The organism is Alkalicoccus chagannorensis DSM 18086 (assembly GCF_000429725.1).
GTDB lineage: Bacteria > Bacillota > Bacilli > Bacillales > Salisediminibacteriaceae > Alkalicoccus > Alkalicoccus chagannorensis.
This window is the reverse complement of the sequence record NZ_KE386944.1, coordinates 175,257-199,086: the sequence shown is the minus strand read 5'-3', so window position 1 is coordinate 199,086 and position 23,830 is coordinate 175,257. Positions and strand designations below refer to the sequence as shown.

Genomic DNA, 23,830 nt, shown 5'->3' with positions numbered 1-23,830 from the left:
GTGTATGATAAAGGCATCCTGAAAAGAAGAAAGGAACGACTGTCAATGGCCCATAACCGTGAAGAAGAAGTAGACCTGCTCGGAAACATGAACGTGGAATATAAAATGGAATACGACCCTTCCATCCTCGAATCCTTTGAGAACCGCCACACCTACCGGGATTATTTTGTAAAATTCAACTGCCCGGAGTTCACCAGCCTCTGCCCGAAAACCGGCCAGCCGGATTTTGCCACAATCTACATCAGCTACATTCCGGATGTGAAGATGGTGGAGAGCAAATCGCTGAAGCTGTATCTGTTCAGCTTCCGCAACCACGGCGACTTTCATGAGGACTGCATGAATACGATCATGAACGACCTCATCGAACTGATGGATCCGCGCTATATCGAAGTGCTCGGCAAATTCACCCCGCGCGGCGGCATCTCCATCGATCCCTACACGAACTACGGCCGTCCCGGCACGAAGTACGAGAAGATGGCCGAGCAGCGGCTCCTGCAGCACGACCTCTACCCGGAAAAAATCGATCACCGCTGACGTTCAGCTTGATAAGAAAAGAAGAATGAACCGCCGGCAGTCCGCCGGCGGTTCTTTTCCGTGGATGAAAAATGAGCAGCGCCTGTTCGTGGGAAAGCGGTCGTTTTCAGGCAAGAACAAGCCCACCTTCCCAAGCAGCAGCTAAAGCCACGTCCTTCCGCGATGAGCCTTGATCCATTCCTATTCATCATCAAAAATCAGCCCCATGTTTAACTTTTGTAAAAATCGTGTATACCTATGACAAAAGGGAAACCAATCAAGGAGGCTGAAGGAACATGGAAAATTTCGAAGGAAAAGTGGTTATTGTGAACGGCGGTACGTCCGGGATCGGAGCTGCCGTCGTGAAGCAGTTTGCAGCTAGAGGAGCCCGCGTTCATTTTACGGGACGCGATGAAGATAAAGGAAAAAACGTCGAATCAGAAGCGGATGGATATGCGCACTTCCATCAAGTCGATAACCTGGAGCGGGAGCAGATTGCCGGTTTCTTCGAAGAATTGGAAAAGGAAGAAGACCAAATCGACATCCTCTTCAACAATGCCGGGGTCATTTCCATCGGCGGCGGACCTCTCGCCCGCGTGAGTGAAGAAGACTGGGATAAATTGATCGGCACGAACCAGACAGCAATCTACCTGTACATGAAGTATGCGCTGCAGTGGATGCAGAAGCAGAAATCCGGAAACATCGTCAATAACGCTGCTATTCTCGGGAACGACAAAGTAAATCCGATGCTTCCTGCCTACAGCGGAACGAAAGCAGCGGTCGTTGCCATGACCCAGAGCACGTCGCTCCGTTTTGCGAGACAGGGCGTCCGCGTCAACTGCATCTCGCCGGGCCCTACCGTTACGGATCTTTCCAAGAAAGCGTACGGCAGCGAAGAAGCACTGGAGAAAGCATCGAAAGAATCTCCACGCGGCTCCTACGCCGACCCGGACGAAATTGCCAACGCCGTCCGCTTCCTCGCCTCCGACGTCTCGTCGTACATGATCGGTGCCGAACTCGTCATCGACGGCGGCTACTCGCTGAAATAAGTCCATCCACACGTAAAGGCCGCCTCCTCCAGGAGACGGCCTGTTTATGTTTGCAGAAAGCACACATGTGGCCATAACCAAAATGTAGGCTTCGTGTCTCTTCACGAGAGGAACCTCTACCCAAACCTGCAGGGACACCGCGCGCCGATTCCATCCGAAGGTGTTCCCCTGTATCAACCCCGGATGCTGTAATGAATGGCCATGTCCTCTCCCGCATCGTTCTGCTGCGGCTGTTCCGGTACGGTCCGCCGCTCCAGCGCCGGATCAGAGGCAGCCACGGCCAACAGCGCAGCATCGATCCAGTCATCTGCTGCCGCACGGCCTCCAAACTCCTGTTTCCACGCCTTCAGCTGCTCCGGACCGAAATCGGATCCCTTCAGAAGTTCGATCCGTTCCGCCTGCCCCGCTTCCGTTTTCTTGTTCGCCTTCATCGGCTCCCCGCCCAGTCCTGCAGCCACCAGCTCCGGATGCGCCTCATACACCGGCACATCCGGATGCCACGCCGCCAGTTCCCGGATTTTCGGTACGAGGTTCCACGTCTGCTTCGAGATCCCCTTGCCCGTCAGCCGGCGGTGCTCGGCGGAGGCCGTTTCATAATCGGCTGCCTCCAGCACCTCCCTGCACGGCGCTGAAAAAATACTGGCCCTGCGCGGTCCGAGCAGGCGCCTCGCTCCGGCATCCGCTTCCCTCGGGAACTGTCGAGCAGACGGCATTCCGATCGGCATATCGATCCAGATTCGATCCACGCCGGCCGTCTCAATAGCAGCGAGCGATGCAGCTATTTCTGCCTGTACCAGCCGGCCCTGCTCGGCGGTCACGACCGCCCATCCTCCGCGGCAGCCGTCGACGCCGAGGCAGCGCGCCATTACAGCTCTCCTTTCTTCAGTCGGTCAAAGACGAGATCCACCGTCTCTTTCTGCTGCTGGACCTGCTCCTCCGATCGATTATCCAGGTGTTTGAACATCACTTTCATGCGTGGATTCTCTTCAAACCGGCTTCGCTGTCGTTCTAAGAAATCCCAGTACAGCGAGTGGAACGGACAGGCGGTCTCGCCGTATTTGTCTTTGACGCTGTATTCGCAGTCCCCGCAGTAGCGGCTCATTTTATGGATGTAGTTGCCGCTGGAGACATACGGCTTCGTCGACATCAGCCCCCCGTCAGCATAGAGCGCCATGCCGAGCACATTCGGCAGCACAACCCAGTCGAGTGCATCGATGTACATTTCGTTAAACCAGTCGGACACCTGCTGCGGAGAAAAGCCGGCGAGCACCGAAAAGTTGCCGATCACCATCAGCCGCTGGATGTGATGGCTGTAGCCATGTTCGATCACCGAGCCGATGCTGTCCTGCATGCAGTGCATCTTTGTTTCTCCCGTCCAGAAAAAGTCCGGAAGATCCCGGTGATGATCGAGTTCATTCACGTTCCGGTACTCGGGCATTTTCCGAAGATAAATACCACGGATATACTCCCGCCAGCCGAGAATCTGCCGGATAAAACCTTCGACGGCGTTCAGCGGAGCATGGCCGTCTTCATATGCTTCTTCCGCCCTCCGGATGACATCCAGCGGGTCGAGCAGGTTCATGTTGATGGAAGCTGACAGCATCGAATGGGACATGAACGGATCTTTCGGAATCATCGCGTCCTGATAGTCCCCGAACGTCGGCAGCCGATGCTTGATGAAGTCCTCTAGAAATGCTTCCGCCTGGTCCGCAGTAACCGGATAGCGGAACGAGTCGATGCTGCCGTAATTCTCCGTGTAATGCTGCTCCACGTCCGCGATCACCTCTTTCGTGATCGTCGTCTGGTCCGGCCAGGCGGGTGCCGGGAAATCGAGCCCTTTTTTCGGCGGCTTGCGGTTCTCCGCATCGAGACTCCACTTGCCGCCGAGCGGTTTTCCTTCGTTCGTCAAAAGCACATCAAAGCGGGTCCGGAACTTCCGGTACAGCTTATCCATCTGCCATTTCTGGTTATCCGGCAACAGGTCCTCCCACTCCGGGCGGCCGATTAAAAAACCGCCTTCCTCCTGCATGCGAATGTCGACGTCCTTTTGTTTGTTCTTCCAGGAATGGATCTGCCTCTCCATCCGATGGTCGGAAGGTTGATGAATGAGAATTTCTTTCGCTTTGTACTGATTAATATGTTTCTGCAGCTCTTCCTCGAACGAATCTCCCTGCCGGTAGTCCACGCTGAATCCTGCTTCCTCCAGTTCCGCTTTAAAATGACGCATGATGGAAAACACGAGCACGAGCTTCTGCTTATGATACTGCTGCCACGTGGAGCGCGAACGCGCTTCGATCAGCAGAATATGATCCTTCTTTTTATCGATCTCTTCAAACCACGGCTGCCGGAAGGAACATTGGCTGCCGAGGAGCCACAGCGTTGCCATCCTCGATCACCTCTTTTTGTGTGTTCTTACCTTTAGCCGTTTTCCCTCCGCCCTACTCCTGAAATGTCCCACCAAGGGAAAGTCAGGACCATCGATGGTTTTACCTGAACGACAGTATCCCCTTTAGAGAGAGTGCGGGCATGATTTTCTACCGGATAAAGAGGGAGAGGGCCTTCCGCGTCGGTGATCTGGGCGCGGCTCGGACGTTCGCAGCGCCGGAGCGGTCACTCAGCGGCTGTTCTCGGTCGCTGCAGCTTCGTCCGCAGACGCTGCGATGCTCCCAACGGCCGTTCCGATGTTGGGCGGTCACTCAAAGGAGCGCAGCGGACGTTCAGCGGTGCCCGGCGGACGCTCCGACTCAGGAAACGGCGCTTCGGCCAAGTACTCGACCTGCTTCCTTCCCCAGGGCTCAAACCGCCAGAAAACCTGCTCCGTCCGCCGCGGAATAGAAGGAACCAGCGTGCTTTCCGGCTGCGCGCTCGTAACAGAAACAAGGTTTGTCCGCTGCCCCTTCCCTCTCTTAAAAAAGCTGAGTACAAAGCCGAGGTACTCCTGGAATAAAAGCGCAAAGCACCTTTTGTTCGGGAACGGCGTGCGGCGTCGCTGCATGCTCTTCGAGGGAAGAAAAGGTTTTTTTCTTCCCGTGCAGCCGGTTACGCCGTCACCCTAAATGGAAACTTATACATTCCGATCATGCCATGAGAACAGCAAAGCCGTCGTGCCTGCCTATCGTGACGTCTTTCTCCAATAAGCAGACCCGCTTCACTGACGTGTCCGGCGGGGACGCCTGTGGTATCAGCGCAGCCTGAAGCTCCTTTCTCAGGGGTCTTTCCTGAGAAATAGCGAAAGGCAAGCTTCCGCCGGGAAGCAGAGGGGAAATACAACGAAACAAATAAACAGGCAAACAGATAAACGTTATCAACAGCCAAAGAACACCTGCCGCACGCTGCGGCAGGTGTTTTCTCTCTTCTTATTGGTGATCCGGGAATAATATGGCTCCTTTTTCCGTGCCGCGGCTTTCCTGAATGGACTTCAGCAGCGCTGCTGATAAGTCCTGCGGAGGATAAGGCTTCGTTAAATACTGCTCAATCCCGTATTTCTGTACTTTTTCATCGGAACGATCGAGCGCAGACGAGATGATAATCGGGATATCGTTCGTCGTCTGCTCTTCTTTCAGACGCTGAATCAAGTCCCAGCCGTCTGTTGCTTCTCCGAGCATGAGATCGACGACGACGGCTGCCGGAACCGTGCGGACGATATCACGGTACGCATGCTCCGGGTTCAGGTGATGAATCACCCGGAATCCGTGGGAGCGCAGTTCCTCGGACAGCAGCAGAGCAAGGCTCGTGTCATCTTCCACGATGACGACGGAGGCCCCTTTCGGGTAGCCTTCCGGCGTCGTCACGGTCCGCGCCTGCTGCTGGTGTTTCAACGGGAGACGGAAGAAAAACGTGGATCCCTGGCCCGTTTCTGATTCCACCCATATTCTTCCCCCGTGCCGCTCCACAATTTCTCTGCAGATAGCGAGGCCGAGTCCCGTCCCGCCGATATTCCGGCGGTCGCTGTTATCAATCCGCTGGAACTTGTTAAACAGAGAATCTTTCGCTTCCGGTGGAATGCCGAGCCCTTCGTCTTCAACGGCAACGAGCAGGTCGCTTCCGCTGTTCGAGAAGTGGATCGTTACTTCTCCGCCTTCCGGTGAAAACTTCACCGCGTTACTGACGAGGTTGGTCAGCACTTGATACAGCCGCTCGCGGTCCCCTTCCACTTTCGCCGCGTAAGACTGATCGACGAAGGAGAGGCGGTGCTTCTGCTCGTTTTTAAACTGATAAATGACATCCATCGCGACCGCATCCATCGACAGGTCTTCCATCTGATACGGCTGACTGCCGGCTTCCATCCGCTGTAGATCGAGGAAATCATTGATCAAGTTCGTCAGCCGCTTGGCTTCTTTATGAATCGTACTGAGGTAGCGTTTCTGCCGCTCCGGCTTCAATTCCTTCGTCAGCAGCAGCTCGGTGAAGCCGAGCACACTCGACAGCGGGGTTCTCAGCTCGTGGCTGACCGTGCTGACCAGTTCAGACTTCATCTTGTCGAGCTCATGCTCGCGGGTCATGTCGCGGTACACGAACACGGTTCCGACGCGTTCGTCGTCGTTATAGACAGCTGTACCGTACACGGTGATCACCCGGCTCCCGTCTTTAAGCTCAAACTGCTGGGAGAGCGTTTCTTTCGTCTCCTGTTCGAGCATTGCCCGGTAAAAGGCTTCGAGCGCCTGCTCCTCCTCTGCACGGTGGAGCATTTCCCCCATCCATTCCTCTGCAGGTACAGCTTCTGCCGTATTTTCGTAGGTGAGGAGCTCCTCCATCGCATCGTTGTTCTGCAGCATTGCGCCATCGTCATCCACAAACTGTATCGCTTCATTAACGTTATCGAGAATATCCTGACTCAGCTTCCGCGCACGCGTGATTTCTTCATAAACAACCGAACGTTCCAGTCCGAGCGCGATATGACTCATCAAGGACTCGATCTCTTCCATGTCCTCTTCGGTGTACGGGTAGCCGAAGCGGGTACAGGCAAACAGCGCGAAAATGGTTCCGTTCGCATCTTTTACCGCCGTATAATAATCATGGGCCTGTACCGCTCCATCTGCAATGCCTTTCTCCTCCGGCGTCGCTTCTCTCGTTACGTGGATGTGCGCTTCTTCCTTCAGGCGCGTGATCCAGCTGGACTTGTCAGCTTCCTTCCACTGCGCAATGCCCTGCTTCGTCAATCCCATGGCCCGGTAGTCGTTCTCCTCGAGCAGATACAGAATACTGCGGTCATTCGGATACAGTTCATTGACATACCGGAAGATAGAGGTAAGAAACGCCTCTTTATCCAGTTTCGTCGACATCGTCTGGTTGAGCTGGCTGTATCGATCAATTTTATTTTTTTCTTTTTCTGTCTGATCGAGCGCATCTTCGAGCATTTCCTGCTGCGCCTGAAGTTCTTCATTCTGGGCCTGCAGCTCCTCTTCGTTTTCGCGCATCGTCGTCGACATGGTCTCGAACGAGCGGGCAAGCGCGCCAATTTCATCATCCCTGGAGGCGGCAGCTACTTTCACCGCATTGCCTTTCGTCAGTTCATCCGATGCCGCCGTCAACTCTTCGATCGGAACGACGAGCCGGCTTAAGAGACGCTGGGATCCTAACAGCATCGTAAGAAAGACGAGCAGGCCGAGCCCCATGGCCAGCACGATATTCCGATTGCTTTCGGACATAGCGGTATCATACTCTTCCTGCAGATTCGTAAAGACGGCCTCCCGCAGGTCGGAAGCCTCTTCAATCAACGAGTCAATCTGCTGATTGGTCCCTTGATTCGCATAGGTCCGGAGCCCTTCGTAATCATCTGCTTCCACGAAAGCAATGGCCTCTGGGAGGTTCGTGTTCTCGTATGTGTCCATAAAGGTATCGAGACTCTCGGCGAAGCTCTCCTCTTCGGGGGCCAGATCCAGATCCTGGTATGTATTAAGCGCCGTTTCGAGCTCCCGGATATCCTGATTAATGTTTTGAAGATCCGTTTGATTCTGGAAGCTGTAGTAGGCCCGGACATGATAGAACAGCTGCTGCAGCGACTGTTCGACGTCTTCCGCGGCTTCGGCTTTTTCCAGCAGATAATCTTGATTTTCTGCATGATCCTGCTGATTGTTCAGGATAAACAGCGTCACGAGGGTACCAAGGATGATGATACCCAGGACGTAGACGGCAGACTTCCATAGAAATTCCGAACGGATGCTTTTCGTTTGTGGACGGAAACGCATTTACAGCACGTCCTTTACGAGGGTTTCCAGCTCGCCGGGGCTGAACGGTTTTGCCACGAAATAACGGGCTCCTGCCTGCAATGCAGCCTCCCGGTCTGCATCCTGCGCCTTGGCAGTCAGCATGATGATCAACGTATCTTCTTTGATTTGATCGGGCAGGGACTGGAGTACTTCCAGCCCTGTGCGTTCCGGCATCATGTAATCGAGCACGACCAGATCGAACGACTGCTCCTGCAGCTTCTGCAGGGCTTCGCCGCCGTCTTCAGCCTCTTCTATGTCATGCCCAAGGTCTTCGAGGGTGTCGACAATCAGCATGCGGAGAATCTCTTCATCATCTGCTACTAAAATATGACTCATGTTCATTCCTCCTCGTCATTACTGCTCTGGGCTGCTGATTCCGCGGCGCTGCATGTGGCCCCAGGAATGTCCACCTTTAAAGAAGGCGATGATTCCCATGACCCGGCACCAGACCATAAACGGGCGGTACCAGAATGTTTCTGTGAGCGACCAGAGGTACAGCTTCAGCACACTGAGCGTATCCGGATATTTGTGGTACGTCCATTCTTCCAAAAGAACCGCCAAGGATGAGAGCAGCGATCCGTATAAAATCGTGACAATAATCATCGTCATGGTAATCGTTGGGTCAACCAGTCCGAAGAGAAGCGCGAGAATAATAACGGCATAGCCGATCAGCTCAAACACGGAACTGAGCAGTTCCACCAGCAGGAAGTACGGCATGGAAAACAAGCCGACGCCTTTGTATTTCGGGTTCAGCATCATGTATTTATGGCGCCAGAGCGTCTGAAACAGCCCTTTCTGCCAGCGGATGCGCTGCGATTTCAGCGAGCGCATATCCGACGGCGCCTCGGTCCAGCAGACTGGATCCTGAATGTATTCAATCCGCTGCTTCGACTTCTCTTCCTTCAGCATGGCATGAAGCCGGACGATCAACTCCATATCCTCTCCGACCGTCTTCGTTTCGTAGCCCCCGGCGCGGACGACACGTTCTTTTTCAAACACGCCGAATGCCCCGGAGATGATAAGAAGAACGTTCAAACGGCTCAAGCCGAGCCGGCCGATGAGAAAGGCACGGAAATACTCAATGATCTGCATGATGGCCGGGGCCTGCTTCGGCAGACGGATCTGCTCGACCACGCTGTCGCGGATCGTCGACCCGTTGGCAATCCGTACCGTCCCTCCGGTACACGTTACCAGTCCGTTGGAATCGATAATCGGCTTCATCGTTTTCATCAGGGCATCCCGCTCCAGAATCGAATCACCGTCGATTGCCGCAAAATACGGGTAGCGGGAGACGTTGATACCTGCATTCAGGGCATCCGCCTTGCCGCCGTTTGCTTTTTCCACCAGCACCACGTGCGGGAAGACGTTCGAACGGTACACAGCCTGCATCTCAGCGGTTTCAAAATGCTGCCGGACGGCCATGGAAACTTGTTTCATCTGAAACGCGTCAATCATTTTTTCGCTCGTCGCATCCTTCGATCCGTCGTTAATCACGATGACTTCAAACTCCGGATACTCCAGAGACAAAAGAGAGCGCACCGTGGATACGACGCCGAGTTCTTCGTTGTAGGCCGGTACCAGTACCGAGACCGGATACGTATCACTGCTCTCGAGCATGTCTTCAATAGGCTCATTCCTGTCGAGTTTTCGTTCACGGAAAACACGCGGGACCGCCAGGAAGAACAGAATCAGGTAGACACCACCGACAGCCAGCATATAAACAATAATGGCAACAGCGGCGATGGTCATCAGCATGGAAAGGATGTCCATCCGCTATACCTCCTTTTCCATCGACAGCAGTTGTTCTGCCATATCTCTGGCGAATTTATCCTCATGCGAGGTGCGTGCATATTCAAGCATAATATCTCCGTCTGAAAAGGAGCGGATGGTTTCTGCAGCAGCAGACCGGACCCACCACACCTGATCCCCGAGGCAGCGCATCAAATCCTGGCGCCAGGATTCCTGATTCAGTGCCGAAGCCACCTTGCAGGCATACATTCTCTCTTCCCAGTGCGGCGACTGAAAAAAGGCACGGACCTTCTCTGGACTGCTTACATACTGAAAAGAGAGAAGGGCACGCATCGCTTTCAGCCGCACTTCTTTGTCCTCCTCTTCCAGTGCAGCCTCTACTTCCGGAAGCAGGTCGGTCCAGCTGATTTCTCCCGCATGCACGTAGAGCGCCTGCCGCAGCAGATCATGCTGTGGGTGCTGCTTCTCCAGCTGCAGGGAGAGATCCCGGAGTTTCTCCATGGACATCCGCCGGTAGACTTCTTTAACAAACGGAATATTCACCTGCCTTAGTTCTGTCAGCATCGGTATCAGACGGTCTGAATCAAGCACCGCGAGCGTCCGCAGGGCCTGGTGGTACTCTTCCTCCTCCTGCGACAGCTGTTTCGAGTGGGCTTCTACCTGTGCCGCCATCGCGTTCATCCGGAAATCTTCAATATAAAAGAGAGCATTCATTCTGTCCGCCCACGTGCCGCGCTGGAGCTTCCGTTCATAAACCGGCTGCAGCTTTTCTTCTGCGTACACCCTTGCCTGTTCCTGTTCCGTAGAGTCCTGGGTAACGCTCGTCACCCCGCTCAGCACCTGCTGCAGCAGTTCCTGATACAACCGCTTTTCCGTCGGCAGACGGGGAGGCGTCGTAGAGGCGCCGCTGAAATACGCCGTGAATTCCGGCAGTTTTTCTTTATACAGGCTATCAAGACGGTGCTGGAAGCGGAGTTCCATCGATTTTGACAGCAGTAGATACATGAGCAGCACGAGCTGCAGCACGAAAAAAATACCCGCGAGCCAGAACGCCCATATCATCGTTAAAACACCCTCTTCACCAGACGTTCCATACGCGCAAAGACTTCGCGGACGCGGAATGGTTTCGCCATGTAATCATCTGCGCCAAGCTGAAGCGCCCGCGCGATGTCTTTTTCTCCTTTTCTTGCTGTCAGCATCGAGACCAGGATCCGGTCGGTGCTGTAGTGGAGCCGGAGATGCTGAAGCACTTCCAGCCCGTCCATCCTCGGCATCATGCCGTCCAGGAGCAGGAAGTAATAGTCGCCTTCCCGGTACCAGTCGTCCTCCACGAACGCCCGTCCATCAGGGTAGCTGTGGAACCGCACTGGATGACCCCCGATCTCCTGCCTCCGCTTCATGTACTGCTCCATCATTTCCCGGACTACGTCATCGTCGTCGACAATAATCACATGCAGCAGCGCTGTTTCTTTCACGGCGCTCAGCCCTTCGTGGAAAAGAACTGCCCGGTCCCTTCCTTGATGCTTGGCTGCGTACATGGCCCGGTCTGCTTCTTCCAGAAGCCTCTCCGCGGACGTGCCGCTCTCGGTGACAGCACGGATGCCCGCTGAAAAACGAAGCTCCACTTCCGGGTAATCCGGTACAGGGTGATCTTTTAGTGCCTGCTGAATCCGCTCGATGACCTGGAGCGCATTCTCCTCACTCGATTCCGGCAGGACGAGGGCGAATTCCTCCCCGCCGTAGCGGGCAGTAGTGTCCCCCGGCCGGATAAACGACATCACCGTTTTGACGAAATGCCGCAGTGCACGATCCCCTGCCGTGTGGCCGAAGTTGTCGTTGATCTTTTTAAAATGATCCAGGTCGCAGAGAATCAAGGTGAACCCACCTCCATCTCCACGGCCCAGCTTATAGTTAAGTGCTTCCAGCTCGCCGTCGAGGAACTTGCGGTTTTTCGCACCGGTCAGTTCGTCCTGCAGGGAGGACTGCCAGATGCGTTCCTGTGTATCCAGACGGTTCTGGATAAAGGGGAAGAACAGGCGGTGGTTGATCGGTTTGCTGATGAAATCGGACGCCCCGAGTTCATAGGAGCGAATCTTGGCTTCTGTTCCTGCCTCTCCGCTCAGCATCACAACCGGTGTGAAATCCTGCTTCGCCTTATCCATGATCTGCTGCAGAATTTTCAGCCCGTCGGTGTCCGGGAGATTGTAGTCCAGGATGAGCATCCGCGGGTTCAATTCGTAGTAGAGCTCGACTCCTTTTTCGCCGTTCATCGCGACGAGCGCCTGGTACCCGCTTCCTTCCACGAGGTCTTTTAAGTACGTAACAAACTCCACGTCGTCGTCGATGATCAGGAGCAACGGCGTATCCTCGGATGGTTCCTGCACACTGCCGACTTCCTCCATCAATGTCTCTTCCTGCTCGGGATCGTCTACATATGGAAGCAGCGGCACCATCGCCCGGCGCCACTCTTCCCTGCTCCAGTACGACTCGCTGCCTTCTTCCAGGCTGTCCAGCTGCACAGCCGCAATGTCATGAACTTCCTGCATGCCGATGGTACCGGCAGTGCCTTTGATGTTATGAAAAAAACGGTAGAGCTCATTTTCTCTGATTTCTTCTTCTTCATTCCACTGCCGCATCGTTTTACGAATGCGGTCGTAAATCATCTTCTGATACTTTTCCATCTAACGTCACGCCCCTTGCATCCTCTCTTCCTTCTTTCCCTATTCCTTAACGACGTTTTTCCTAATCTTCATGTTACCCTATTTTTTATGTAAGCAAAAAGAACTTTGCAAGCCCGTAGAGAAAAAAGTTATTTTTACACATTCTCGTCGGAAAGAAGCCTCTTTGGTTAGGTGAAAAGTACCATAATCTTTCATACTGAACGACGTGCATCCGAGGGAACACCGGATCGGGAGCGAAGTGCGCCTTATAGGCCGAACAGCATGCTCCGCACGATTTTCAAAGGAAACCTTGTGCTCCGCTGCATTTCCGTCGGGGTGTTGGTCCCGGCGGCCCCACTGTTTCGATTGTTCTCCGAAACAAGCACACGCTTCGGTTATTTATGCTGGAGCACGTCAGCGCACCAAGGAGGCAGGAAGGTCCTCCCGGATGCTCCGGAAGGAATCGGTGGACGCAGCAAAAGGAGCTGCAGATGCAGCTCCTTCAACCACCTTGTCCCTTATCAAGCTGACAACGCACACGGGACCATCCGGTTATTTGAAGATATCCAAGGGCAGATACGCGCTGACGAGGTGGTTCGGCATATCGACGACTTCGCTGATTTTCAAGTCGACAGCGACGCTGCAGAGAGCATAGGCTTCGACATCCGATAGTCTGTAGGTGGTCGTGATATGCTCAATCATATACTCGATCGCTTTTTTTACGGCGGTCAGCAGGTCTTCTGCGTGTCCGGTCGTCACATAGAACCCTTTCCCTGAGGAGGTGTGATGCAGCGGTCCCGGCGTTTCAAACTGCGGTTCGGCGATCTGTTTGCCTTTATGCAGCTTGAACGACAGATCGATGTCCATCGGAGCTTCGATTGCCGTGCCGCACACTTCCCCATCCCCTTGAGCCGCGTGGGTATCTCCGACAGAAAACAGAGCGCCTTCTGTCCATACAGGCAGATACAGCTTCGTCCCCCGCGTCAGGTGGCGGATGTCCATGTTGCCGCCGTTTTTCCGCGGCGGTACGATGCTGTGCGCCCCGGGCTCCGGCAGCGCGGTGCCGATTGTGCCGGGGAACGGAGCGATCGGAATCTCGATCCCATCAGTGAACTGAGCCCTGCCGCCGGAGAGGTCCCACGTTTTCAAATAAGGATCAGGGAACGCTTCATGCAGCAGCCCGAATCCAGGAATCACCGCCGTCCAGCCCCAGCTCTGCGGACCGAAGTTCTCGATGTGGACCTCCAGCGTATCTCCGGGCTGTGCTCCTTTTACATAGACCGGCCCATTCACTGGGTTCACCTGGCCAAAATCGAGTGCCGCTACATCGGCTGCCGTGGACCGGTAAGACAATTGACCGTTCGAAGCGTCCTGCACCTCGAAACGCAGCTTCTCTCCCGGATCGATCTCGTGTACGGGTGGAATCGCGTTATCCCACGTGACATGGTTCTGGTGTGAATGAATTGTATGTTTCATCGTTTACCCCTCCTGAAATCTTCGTGTGAATCCCCCTGCATTTTACCATAATCGGCGCACTTTTCTGAAAGAAAGCGTATACATGAATTTTCTGCTTCTTTTTCCTCGATGATGGTTGTGTTTACGGAAAAAGCCCTCTATAATGTCCTTTATACAAACACATTTGTTCTTTAAACGTAGACAGGCAGGAGAGGATTTTGACATGGTAAAGGAAGTTATGAACGTAGGACTGCTCGGATTCGGTACAGTAGGTACAGGGGTACTCGAAATCATCGAGCAGCATCAGGATAAATTAGCGCATCAGATCGGTGCTGCAGTCAAAGTGAAAAAGGTGCTGGTCAGTGATCTCGACAAAGACCGTGGAAACGTTCTCCACGCAGAGAAGCTGACCGACCGGATTGACGACATTCTGCAGGACGACGAGATCGATGCTGTCGTCGAAGTGATGGGCGGTATGGAACTGGCCCGCGACTACATGAAGCAGGCGCTGGAGAACGGTAAACATGTCGTCACTGCCAACAAAGATGTTATGGCGGTCTACGGCAGTGAGCTGCTGGAGACGGCCAACAAGCACAGCGCTGACCTTTTTTATGAAGCAAGCGTTGCCGGCGGTATCCCGATTCTGCGGACGATTGTCGAAGGGCTTGCCTCTGACCGGATTACCAAAATGATGGGGATCGTCAACGGCACGACCAACTATATCCTCACGAAGATGAGCAAGGAAGGCCGTCTTTATGAAGAGGTGCTGAAAGAAGCACAGGCACTCGGCTATGCCGAAGCAGACCCGACTTCCGATGTGGAAGGGCTCGATGCAGCCCGTAAAATTGCGATTCTCGGTACCCTCGGTTTTTCCATGAACCTGGACCTCGATGATGTATCCGTCGAAGGGATCACGAAAATTACGAGCGAAGACCTTGCCTACAGCAAGCAGCTCGGCTATACGATGAAGCTTGTCGGGATTGCGAACCGCGTCGACAACAAAGTGGAAGTCAGCGTCCAGCCGACGCTCGTGCCTCACTCCCATCCGCTCGCCTCCGTCGATGACGAGTTCAACGCGGTGTACGTGTACGGAGAAGCCGTGGGTGAAACGATGTTCTACGGACCGGGGGCCGGCAAGCTGCCGACAGCAACGGCGGTTGTCTCCGACCTCGTCGAAGTGCTGAAAAACAAGCGTTTAGGCGTAAGCGGCAATTCTGTGGTACTCCCGCAGCACAAGAAGCAGTTGAAAAACAAGGACGAGATCCGCTCAAAGTACTTCCTGCGCATTCATGCAAAGGATATCCCGGGCACGTTCGCCAACCTGACGGCGATGTTCCACGAAAACAACATCAGCCTGGAGAAAATTCTGCAGGTGCCGTTGAATGAAGGAAAGCTGGCGGAGATCATCATCGTAACCCACGAGGTATCCCGCACCGATTATGACAATGTCCTCGAGCGGCTCCAAAACGAAGACGTAGTAGCAGAAGTGAAAAGCAGTTACCGGACGGAAGGGGAAATGAACTAATGCTGTGGCGTGGACTACTGGAAAAATACAAAGAATACCTGCCGGTGACAGAGGAAACGCCGATGCTGTCTCTCCACGAAGGCAATACACCCCTTCTGCCGATGAGGCACCTATCCGAAAAATTCGGCATCGAACATTACGTAAAATACGATGGTGCCAACCCGACAGGTTCCTTTAAAGACCGCGGCATGGTGATGGCAGTAGCCAAGGCGAAAGAAGCCGGAAGCGAAGCGATCATGTGTGCCTCCACCGGAAACACATCCGCCGCTGCAGCCGCCTACGCAGCACAGGCGAAAATGCGCTGCCTCGTCGTCATTCCTGACGGGAAGATTGCCATGGGCAAACTCGCGCAGGCCGTCGTCTATGGCGCTGAGATCGTCAGTATCGAAGGCAACTTCGACAACGCGCTGCAGATGGTGAGAAACCTGGAAAAGCAGTCCCCGATCTCGCTCGTCAATTCCGTTAATCCGCACCGGATCGAAGGCCAGAAAACCGCAGCATTTGAAATTGTTGACGCACTCGGGACGGCGCCCGATGTCCTGACGATTCCGGTAGGCAACGCCGGGAACATCACGGCGTACTGGCAGGGATTCAAGGAGTACCATGACGCCAAGCAGAGCGGCCTTCCGCAGATGCGCGGCTTTGAAGCCGAAGGGTCCGCGGCCATCGTCAAAGATAAAATCATTGATGCGCCGGAGACGTTGGCCACAGCAATCCGCATCGGCAACCCGGCCAGCTGGGACAAAGCCGTCAGCGCCGCCCGCGAATCCGGCGGAGCGATTGACTACGTGACGGACGATCAGATCATCGAAGCGTATAAACTGCTCGCTTCCGAAGAAGGCGTCTTTGCCGAACCGGCTTCCGCGGCTTCCGTGGCCGGTTTGATCAAGCAGCTCGAAACAGGGGAGATTGCCAAAGGATCCCGCGTCGTGTCGGTTCTGACGGGTAACGGCTTAAAAGATCCCGACACAGCGATTAACACGGCGACCCTCAAGCCAGTGAAGCTTCCGAACGATGAGCAGGTCGTATTCGATCATATGTTAGGGCGGGTGAAATCGACATGAGCAGACAATGGAAAATCAAAGTACCGGCAAGCACAGCGAACCTGGGACCCGGTTTTGACTCCGTCGGAATGGCGCTGAACCGCTACTTGACGCTGTATGCTGAACCTGCAGACGAATGGCTTTTTTCCGGCGAACCTGGACATCTCGACGGCATTCCAACCGGGAAAGAAAACTTAATCTACATTATTGCAGAATGGGTCGCCGAGAAATACGACGTTGCTCTTCCTGCAGCCCGCGTACACATGGAAAGTGACATTCCGCTCTCCCGGGGCTTCGGTTCCAGTGCTACGGCTATTGTCGCCGGTATCGAGCTGGTTGACCGTCTCTGTGATCTGGAGATGACGTTGGAAGACAAAGCCCACTGGGCGAGCCTGTACGAAGGCCATCCGGATAACGTCGTTCCTTCCATTTACGGCGGCCTCGTCATCGGCAGTCAGTTTGAAGAGGACACGTACCTGGTGCATGCCGGCGTTCCGAACGTGGACCTTGTCGCCGTCATTCCGGATTACGAACTGAGCACGAAGGAATCACGGGACACGCTGCCGGAAGGATTCTCCTACAAATCCGCGGTTGCCGCCAGCAGTGTCTCCAATGTGCTCGTTGCCGCGATCATGCAGGACAACTGGAAACTCGCCGGCGAAGTCATGAAAAAAGACCTCTTCCACCGACCGTACCGTCAGCCTTCGATTCCTGAATGGCAGCGTGCCGAACTGCTGATGGACGAACTGCCGGTCTACGGCGCCACGCTGAGCGGCGCAGGGCCGATCATTCTGTTCTTCGTCCCGCAAGGAAAAGGAAAAGAAGTGAAACTGCAGCTGCGCTCCCATTATCAGGAACAGGCGGTAGAACAGGTTCACGTAGATGCAGCCGGTTCACAGGTGGAGGTGCTGGAAGCTGCGGCTTCCTTTCCCCTGGCTGCCCGCCGATAGAGGCCGAAGATCGGATCAGGAAGAATAACGATAGAAAAGGACGTCTCCAGAGCTGGAGGCGTCCCTTTTTGTCTTTGTGTATGCTGGTTTTTCAATGAATACCGGAACGTGGAGACAGCGTTCGTGTTCGCTGCATCGAACGAAGCCCGCTTTTCCGAGAGTGGCTGGTGACTGAACCCGATTCAAAAGGGTCTGCGAGATGGGGAGGGGGCGCCGGAACGGACGGATCGTAGGCGCCCGCGGTCACTCCGAGAGCACGGGCAGACGCTGCGCTCTCAGGAGCGGTCGCTCAGACGAGAAAAGCCGACACTCCGAGGCTGGGCGGACGTTCAGGAAAGCAGAGCGGTCACTCGGCGGGCACCAGCGGACGTACCGACCGTCCGGGCGGACACTCGAATCTGTACCAGGACAAACGTGCGAAGCACCTTTTGATCTGAACGGCGCGTACGATAGGTTGTTGACGGAAGCATGAGACTTCTTGTTTCCCTCAATGATCTATTTTCCCATTTATTCAGCCTCCTCGGCCTGGTCCAGGCAGTTTTTTGACCGGAAAGGAAGGTGAGGAACTTCAACGTCCGTGTTCTAGGTGCAGCTCGGACGCTCGCAGCGCCGGAGCGGTCACTCCGAGGCTGCTCTCGGACGCTGGGATTTCGTCCGCCGACGCTGCGATGCGCACAGCGGCCGCTGCGGCCCGGGCGGTCACTCAAAGGAGCGCAGCGGACGTTAAACGAAGCCCGACGGACGCTGTGACTCAGAAAACGGCGCTTTGACCGAACCCGCCACCCGCTCCCTCCCCCCTGAACTCGAACCGCCAGTGACCAAAGCTCTGTCGGTCCCCGGCTGCGCCGTCACTCTGTATGGAAACTTATACATTCCTATCATGTAAAAAGAGGCGGGGGAACTCCCCGCCTCTTACCTATGACAGTCTAAATCAGTCCATTACACCAAACACGACTTTCGCTGCTTCTGCTCTAGTCATCGCTTCTGTTGGTTCGAATCTGTTCTGTCCTCGTCCTTCCAGCAGTCCTGCTTCGGTTGCTGCTGTTACGGAAGGCACTGCACTTGGATGGACCGCATTGGTATCAGCATAGTGTAGCGAAGCGTCCTCTGAGGTCTGCAGTCCGTGCGCGCGCACCAGCATGATCGCCATATCCTGACGCGTGATAGTCTCTTCTGTACCGAATGTGCCATCTGGACGACCCTGCACGAGTTCTGCTTCTGCTGCGGCTGCGATATAGTCCTCAAACTCCCCGTCCGCATCCGTGAAGCTGTGGCTGCCGGACGCTGTATCCAGCTCCATCGCGCGAACGAGCATTGCTGCAAACTGGCCACGGTTGACGCTGTCTTCCGGACCGAAAAGATCATTTCCATATCCTTCAATAATCATTCCGTCAGCCAGCTGCGCGATGTAGCCCGCTGCCCAGTGGTTCTCTGGGACATCTGTAAAGGTCTGCTCCGCTGGATCAGTCGGTTCAGAAGGTTCCTCCTCCTCTTCTTCTGCCGGCTGCATCGGTGTCAGGCTGATGTTGTTCAGCGTAACGGTATAAGGCACCTCGCGCTCGTCCTCCTCTTCCTCTCTGCCAAGGCCAAACATGAGATCGAAGTTTCCGCTCTCGTCGACCTCAACCAAGGCCTCATATATCGACGTGTCTTCGTCAATATCGAATTCGATGATATCGGCGCCGGAGTTGACCAATTCCGCTCGAATCACCCGTGCTTCTTCTGAAGAAGCATCAAAAGACAGTTCGTACACGCCAGCTTCTGGATCGACTTCCTGCAGCAGCTGAATGTGCCACCATGCCCAGCCTTCCTGCAGCACTTCCATGGCCACGCCGTTTTCTGTCACAGACGCTTCGGCCAGACCAGCTCCGTCCTCATACTCTCCAAGACCGAACACGTTCCACGTAGAACGGTCATCCGGGTGACCGAAGTTCTCGGTCTCCGAGAAACTGCCGTCGGTGATGATACTGCTGCCGGCAGGTACCCACTCCTCGGCATCATCGAGTACCGGTGCGGATCCAGTATCTTCTTCCGGTTCCCCGGCTTCATGCCCTTCTGCTTCCACTCGGGTGAAGCTGATGTTGTCGAGATAGACAAGGTAAGGAACATCCAGCTCTTCGTCCCCTTCTTCGTCATCCCGGCCGAGACCGAACATCAAATCGAAGCTGCCGCTTTCCTCCACTTCCACGTAACCTTCATAGGTGTTTGTTTCTTCGTCCAGCTCGAAGGACATGATCTCAGCTCCGCTGTCGACGAGTTCCGCACGTATGGTTCGTGCTTCCTCGGAAGAAGCGTCAAAGGAAAGGCGATAGACGCCTGCCTCGTCCACCTCGAGTTCCTGCATCAGCTGCATGTGCCACCACGCCCAGCCTACCTGGGTGATTTCAGCCTGAATGCCCGGCTCGGTGCGTGTGAATTCTGCAATACCACCGCTGGAATCATGCTCCCCCATACTGAAGGTGCTCCAAAGCTCGCGGTTGTCCGGATCACCGAAGCTGTCCGTCGACGTGAACGAGCCGTCTTCTACAAGGTTGCTACCGACTTCTTCCCAATCGAGATCCGGATCGATACCCGGCCCAGCTTCTTCGGATTCGTCTGGTTCGTCCGCCTCTTCTTCATCGGTTTCTTCCGGCGGTGTACCCGTTTCATACTCAGCATTTGCATCTTCATACACTTTGACATAGTCTACTTCCATCTGCGCCGGGAATTCCGTCGTCTCATCCGGCTCACCGCCGTACCAGCCGCCGACCGCCAGATTGAGGATCAGGTGGAACTCCTGATCAAACGGGGCAGGGAAATCAACGCCTTCGGTGTGCCACTCGTCTTTTACGGAATAAATCTCATCATTGACGTACCACCTGATTTCACCAGGCTCCCATTCAATACCGTATGTATTGAACTCCGTTGTCGAACCGTCTTCCGGAAACTGATACGGCTGCTCGGAATACGTATTGTGCGGCCAGACATCGCCGTAGTGAATTGCTGCACCGACCTCGTCTGTTTCCGATCCGCGGTTTTCCATGATATCAATTTCACCGGAGGCTGCCCATCCACCATAGATATCTTCTTCCGGCATCATCCAGAATGCCGGCCAGAAACCCTGCCCTTCCGGCAGCTTGATGGAAGCTTCGAACTTACCGTATGCTTGACTGAAAAGTCCTTCGGTATGAATTTTTCCGGACGTGTAGTCATACTCCCCGTATTCGTCGCTGACCTGTTCTTCTCTCGCTTCAATGACGAGTTTTCCGTCCTCTACGGTAACATTATCCTGCTGATAAGACTGGGATTCATTGTTTCCCCACCCGTCAATCCACTCGTCGCCGTCGTAGAAACCGTTGCCGATGTCATAGTTCCACTTCGATTCGTTCAGGCTGTCCCCCTCAAACTGATCCTCCCAGATCAGCTCCCACTCTTCCTCTGCTGCTGCGCCCTGCATCTGCATTAACAAAGCGGCTGCTGTCACTGCCGTAATTCCCGCTGCTTTTTTCATCCTACCCCTCCTGAATATGAAATCGAAACCGGTTTCGTTTCGATCGAAAAAGAAAAGGTTTTCATGTTTTGAAACCGGTTTCGTAAAGTGTAAGATGATTTAACTGAAAAGTCAAATGCTTTTCTGAGAAAATAGAAAAGCACCTGATAACTTCATGTGATCAGGTACTTTCGATTCGTTTAATCTGGTAATAATCAGGCAGCCCGCTGCTCCCTTCTCTTCGGTATCCGCTTCTGGATGAAGTCGCGTCCGAGCACGTTCGTGCGAAGGTACGGGATGACCCAGCGGTCACCGCCGAAGCGTCCGGCGTTGGCACCGGCTGCGACGATGAAGATGGTCAGGAGCACCATCCACGGGTTGCTAGAGATCGTGCCGGCGAACAGGAAGGCGAAGTTCATGACGAGGCCGAAAAACGCAGCGGCGGTCGTGAAGACACCGAGGATCAGGCCGAGTCCGACGAGCACTTCCCCCCAGGCGACCATAAAGCTGAACGGCTCCGCCATCGGGACAGCGATGTTTTCAATGAACGCGTGGTACGTCGGATACTGGGCAGCGACTTCTTCATTGCCGACGACGCCCTGCAGGTAGCCATCCGCACTAAATCCACCAGCGACCTTTTCCCAACCGGCCGTCAGCCAGAGCCAGCCGACGTAGAGACGTAAAAACGTGAGAATACCAGCAGCCCAACGATTGTTTCGCAGAAAATCCATAAACATGATCAGTTCCTCCTTTAAGGAATGTAAGTAAGTTTAGGAAAAGCTGCTCTGTCGTTCGTGCCGGCAATCTTTCTTGTGAATTACTGAGCAACCTTTCTATAGTCTTACTATACCACACATTGTGAAGTAGTGAACATGAATGACTGTGACCACTTTGTGAAAAATATCACAATTTTGTCGCAAGACCATTTTGCCAACATTGCTTTCTCATACAGCTTTCTCATTTTTTATGTAGAAAGCCCGGAGCATTAGGCTCCGGGCCGTTCCCTCTTATCCTTTTCTGCGCAACTTTTTCGACGGATCATCGAACGCAATTTCGATCCGCTTCAAATCCTTGTACTTCCGATGGACTTCGTCTCCGTCACTCGTCTGCAGCGAGAGACGGCGGTTTTCTTTCTGCCCGTTCATGACGGCATCTACCAATTCCGTATCTCCACGGACTTCTTCATAATCATCGTCGACAGTCTCGATGAATTTTGTCCCATCATTGAATTGAAAAATCAGCTTCATATTCTTCACCTCTTAGGAATAGTCGTCAGAACAGTAGAGTAGTCAATTACGATGCTTGTTGAACAACACTGTTCTGTCAGTTCTATCTTCATACTACCCTATTTCTGAGACGAGATAAACGGTAATTTCGTCGAACGCCAAATATGACCTTTTTATGAGTCTACTTACGAAAGTCCCCTATTCTTAAGAATATTAATAAGTACTTTATTTGCCGCCATACCAGTATTATGGGATATAAATTGAAATAAAGCGTTTGAATATCGAAAATATAGGCAATCCGTCCACTAATGTGGTTGAGAGTGTCCTAAGGGATACATAGAAGAACCGCAATTCTACGGAGGTGAACGTAATTGAATCATTACAAAGGAAAGATGGAAGACAAGCGTAGACAGAAGAAGTCGAAGAGAGCAGCCATGATCGCAGCATCCGCCGTTATACTTACTGGAGCAGGTGCCGGAGCAAGTGCATCTGCCGAAGAGAAGAATAATGAGAACAACATGCAGAACAACGTAGACAGCGATTTCGACAACAACAGCCATAATATCGATTTTAATTTTGACGTAGAAAATCATGATGCCGATGCCGATGCCGATGCAGACTCGGATGCCGATGCCGACGCCGATACGGACGCTGACACCGATACGGATGCTGACGCCGATACCGATGCTGACGCCGATACCGATACGGATGCCGATGCCGATGCCGATACGGATACCGATACCGACACGGATGCCGACACGGATGCCGACACGGATGCCGACGCCGATGCCGATGCCGATGCAGACTCTGACGCTGACGCTGGCCCAGAGCCTGAGATAGGCACAGAAGAAGATGAGAGCGACACAGAAGTTGATATCGATGATGGAGAAACTGGGGATGTCGACATCGAAGACAGCGAAAGCGATGTTGCTGCAGCTGAAAGTGAAAATAACACATCAGATTATAACGATGCCACTACTGCGGACGACGATGTCGCTGGAGAAACTTCTGATCAAGGGGTTGAAACACAAAATTCTGATGATCAAACTGGTACGAATAATACAACTCAAGAGACAGATACAGATACTTCCAGCCAATTCAGCGGTGACAGCGGTGGGCTCAGCACCGAAAATTACGATGCTTCCACTGACAATAGTACAACCACTGGCGAAAACATCAATGAGAACACAACTGAAGTGATTAACAACGTGAACAACCAAGGTCACAACATCGACTTTTTCTTTGAAGTTGAAAACGCGGATGCGGATGCTGATGCCGATGGTGATGCTGATGCCGATGGTGATGCTGATGCCGATGCTGATGCCGATGCCGACGGTGATGCCGATGCCGATGGTGACGCCGACGCCGATGCCGATGCCGACGGTGATGCTGATGCTGATGCTGATGCTGATGCCGATGCTGATGGCGACGCTGATGCCGATGCCGATGGCAGTGGTGATGCCGATGCCGATGCGGACTCTGGCAGCGGAGGAAACATTGCTAATGGTGACATTGATTCTTCCGTAGGGACGAATGGTGATAACGGAAGCACTGACAGCAATGGATCGAATAATGGGTCTAACGGTAGCAATGGATCTACCACTACTTCCGAATCCGGAGGAACTTCAAACGGGAGCACCACCTACGCTGGCAGCGGTTCGGTTGACAATATCGGATCTTCGAACGGAACCACAACACTAGCTGGGAGCGGAACGACAGCTGCAACCGCTTCAGGTGATAGTAACGGCGGTTCAGGCAATGGAAGCAGCGGTGCTGGATCCAGCGGTACGGTGAATGTGTCCAATGCAGATGGCGAGAGTCAGGTACAAAGCGAGTCCAATGCTGAAAACGGAGAAGAAGGAACAAAACTCCCTGATACAGCAACGGGTGTATGGTCCCTCGGCCTCAGCGGTATTGGTGCACTCTTTGCCGGTCTTGCAGCTCGCTTCGGACTTAGGTTCCGTAGAAACTAATTCGATACG

The 23,830-nt window shown here is 53.9% G+C and carries 17 protein-coding genes; 6 read left to right on the top strand and 11 right to left on the bottom strand.

Annotated features, from left to right (window positions below; translation table 11 throughout):
* Window positions 1-45 precede the first annotated feature (45 nt).
* Both queF and G477_RS0115910 read left to right on the top strand, forming a co-directional pair.
* Window positions 46-534 carry a preQ(1) synthase gene (queF, locus tag G477_RS0115915; protein WP_026698759.1) on the top strand — a complete coding sequence of 163 codons (489 nt, stop codon included), beginning with the start codon at window positions 46-48 and terminating at the stop codon, window positions 532-534.
* Window positions 535-809: 275 nt separating this feature from the next.
* Entirely contained in the window at window positions 810-1,562 is a 753-nt protein-coding gene (locus G477_RS0115910) for an SDR family NAD(P)-dependent oxidoreductase (protein WP_026698758.1), read from the top strand.
* A 173-nt stretch (window positions 1,563-1,735) separates the two neighbouring features.
* Here G477_RS0115910 and G477_RS19955 read toward each other — a convergent pair whose 3' ends face one another.
* The 8 genes from G477_RS19955 to G477_RS0115865 form a co-directional block, all read right to left on the bottom strand.
* Window positions 1,736-2,428: a DUF429 domain-containing protein gene (locus G477_RS19955; protein ID WP_051288132.1), complete on the bottom strand. Its 693-nt coding sequence runs from the start codon at window positions 2,426-2,428 to the stop codon at window positions 1,736-1,738.
* Window positions 2,428-3,948, bottom strand: coding sequence for a cryptochrome/photolyase family protein (locus G477_RS0115900; protein ID WP_026698757.1), 1,521 nt, complete (start codon window positions 3,946-3,948; stop codon window positions 2,428-2,430). Before G477_RS0115900 ends, G477_RS19955 begins: the two co-directional genes overlap by 1 nt.
* Before the next feature lie 970 nt (window positions 3,949-4,918).
* Window positions 4,919-7,750 (bottom strand): ATP-binding protein, encoded by a 2,832-nt coding sequence (locus G477_RS19950; RefSeq protein WP_035212202.1) that lies wholly within the window; start codon window positions 7,748-7,750, stop codon window positions 4,919-4,921.
* Window positions 7,751-8,107, bottom strand: coding sequence for a response regulator transcription factor (locus tag G477_RS0115885; RefSeq protein WP_026698755.1), 357 nt, complete (start codon window positions 8,105-8,107; stop codon window positions 7,751-7,753).
* Window positions 8,108-8,125: 18 nt separating this feature from the next.
* Complete coding sequence (locus tag G477_RS0115880) at window positions 8,126-9,541, bottom strand: glycosyltransferase family 2 protein (RefSeq protein ID WP_026698754.1); 1,416 nt, start codon at window positions 9,539-9,541, stop codon at window positions 8,126-8,128.
* Window positions 9,542-9,544: 3 nt separating this feature from the next.
* Window positions 9,545-10,582, bottom strand: a complete 1,038-nt coding sequence (locus G477_RS0115875) for a HEAT repeat domain-containing protein (RefSeq protein WP_026698753.1) — start codon at window positions 10,580-10,582, stop codon at window positions 9,545-9,547.
* 2 nt (window positions 10,583-10,584) lie between these two features.
* Window positions 10,585-12,201 carry a GGDEF domain-containing response regulator gene (locus tag G477_RS0115870; protein WP_026698752.1) on the bottom strand — a complete coding sequence of 539 codons (1,617 nt, stop codon included), beginning with the start codon at window positions 12,199-12,201 and terminating at the stop codon, window positions 10,585-10,587.
* Window positions 12,202-12,732: 531 nt separating this feature from the next.
* Entirely contained in the window at window positions 12,733-13,656 is a 924-nt protein-coding gene (locus G477_RS0115865) for an acetamidase/formamidase family protein (protein WP_026698751.1), read from the bottom strand.
* A 202-nt stretch (window positions 13,657-13,858) separates the two neighbouring features.
* On the opposite strand from G477_RS0115865, the gene G477_RS0115860 reads away from it, so the two are divergent.
* The 3 genes from G477_RS0115860 to thrB are packed head-to-tail and all read left to right on the top strand — an operon-like array spanning window position 13,859 to window position 17,153.
* Complete coding sequence (locus tag G477_RS0115860) at window positions 13,859-15,160, top strand: homoserine dehydrogenase (RefSeq protein ID WP_026698750.1); 1,302 nt, start codon at window positions 13,859-13,861, stop codon at window positions 15,158-15,160.
* Window positions 15,160-16,224 (top strand): threonine synthase, encoded by a 1,065-nt coding sequence (gene thrC, locus G477_RS0115855; RefSeq protein ID WP_026698749.1) that lies wholly within the window; start codon window positions 15,160-15,162, stop codon window positions 16,222-16,224. The genes G477_RS0115860 and thrC overlap by 1 nt, the downstream gene beginning before the upstream one ends.
* On the top strand, window positions 16,221-17,153 hold the full coding sequence (gene thrB / locus G477_RS0115850) for a homoserine kinase (protein ID WP_026698748.1): 933 nt from the start codon (window positions 16,221-16,223) through the stop codon (window positions 17,151-17,153). Before thrC ends, thrB begins: the two co-directional genes overlap by 4 nt.
* Before the next feature lie 931 nt (window positions 17,154-18,084).
* Here the strand turns inward: thrB and G477_RS21050 are convergent.
* The 3 genes from G477_RS21050 to G477_RS0115835 form a co-directional block, all read right to left on the bottom strand.
* Entirely contained in the window at window positions 18,085-20,643 is a 2,559-nt protein-coding gene (locus tag G477_RS21050; protein ID WP_084406298.1) for an S-layer homology domain-containing protein, read from the bottom strand.
* 194 nt (window positions 20,644-20,837) lie between these two features.
* The gene (locus G477_RS0115840) at window positions 20,838-21,359 is read right to left on the bottom strand and encodes a DoxX family protein (protein ID WP_026696842.1); all 522 of its coding nucleotides are present in this window, start codon (window positions 21,357-21,359) and stop codon (window positions 20,838-20,840) included.
* A gap of 270 nt (window positions 21,360-21,629) precedes the next feature.
* Entirely contained in the window at window positions 21,630-21,869 is a 240-nt protein-coding gene (locus G477_RS0115835) for a hypothetical protein (protein ID WP_026698747.1), read from the bottom strand.
* 350 nt (window positions 21,870-22,219) lie between these two features.
* Here G477_RS0115835 and G477_RS21290 point away from each other — a divergent pair, with 350 nt between their 5' ends.
* On the top strand, window positions 22,220-23,821 hold the full coding sequence (locus G477_RS21290) for a hypothetical protein (RefSeq protein ID WP_026698746.1): 1,602 nt from the start codon (window positions 22,220-22,222) through the stop codon (window positions 23,819-23,821).
* Window positions 23,822-23,830: the final 9 nt, after the last annotated feature.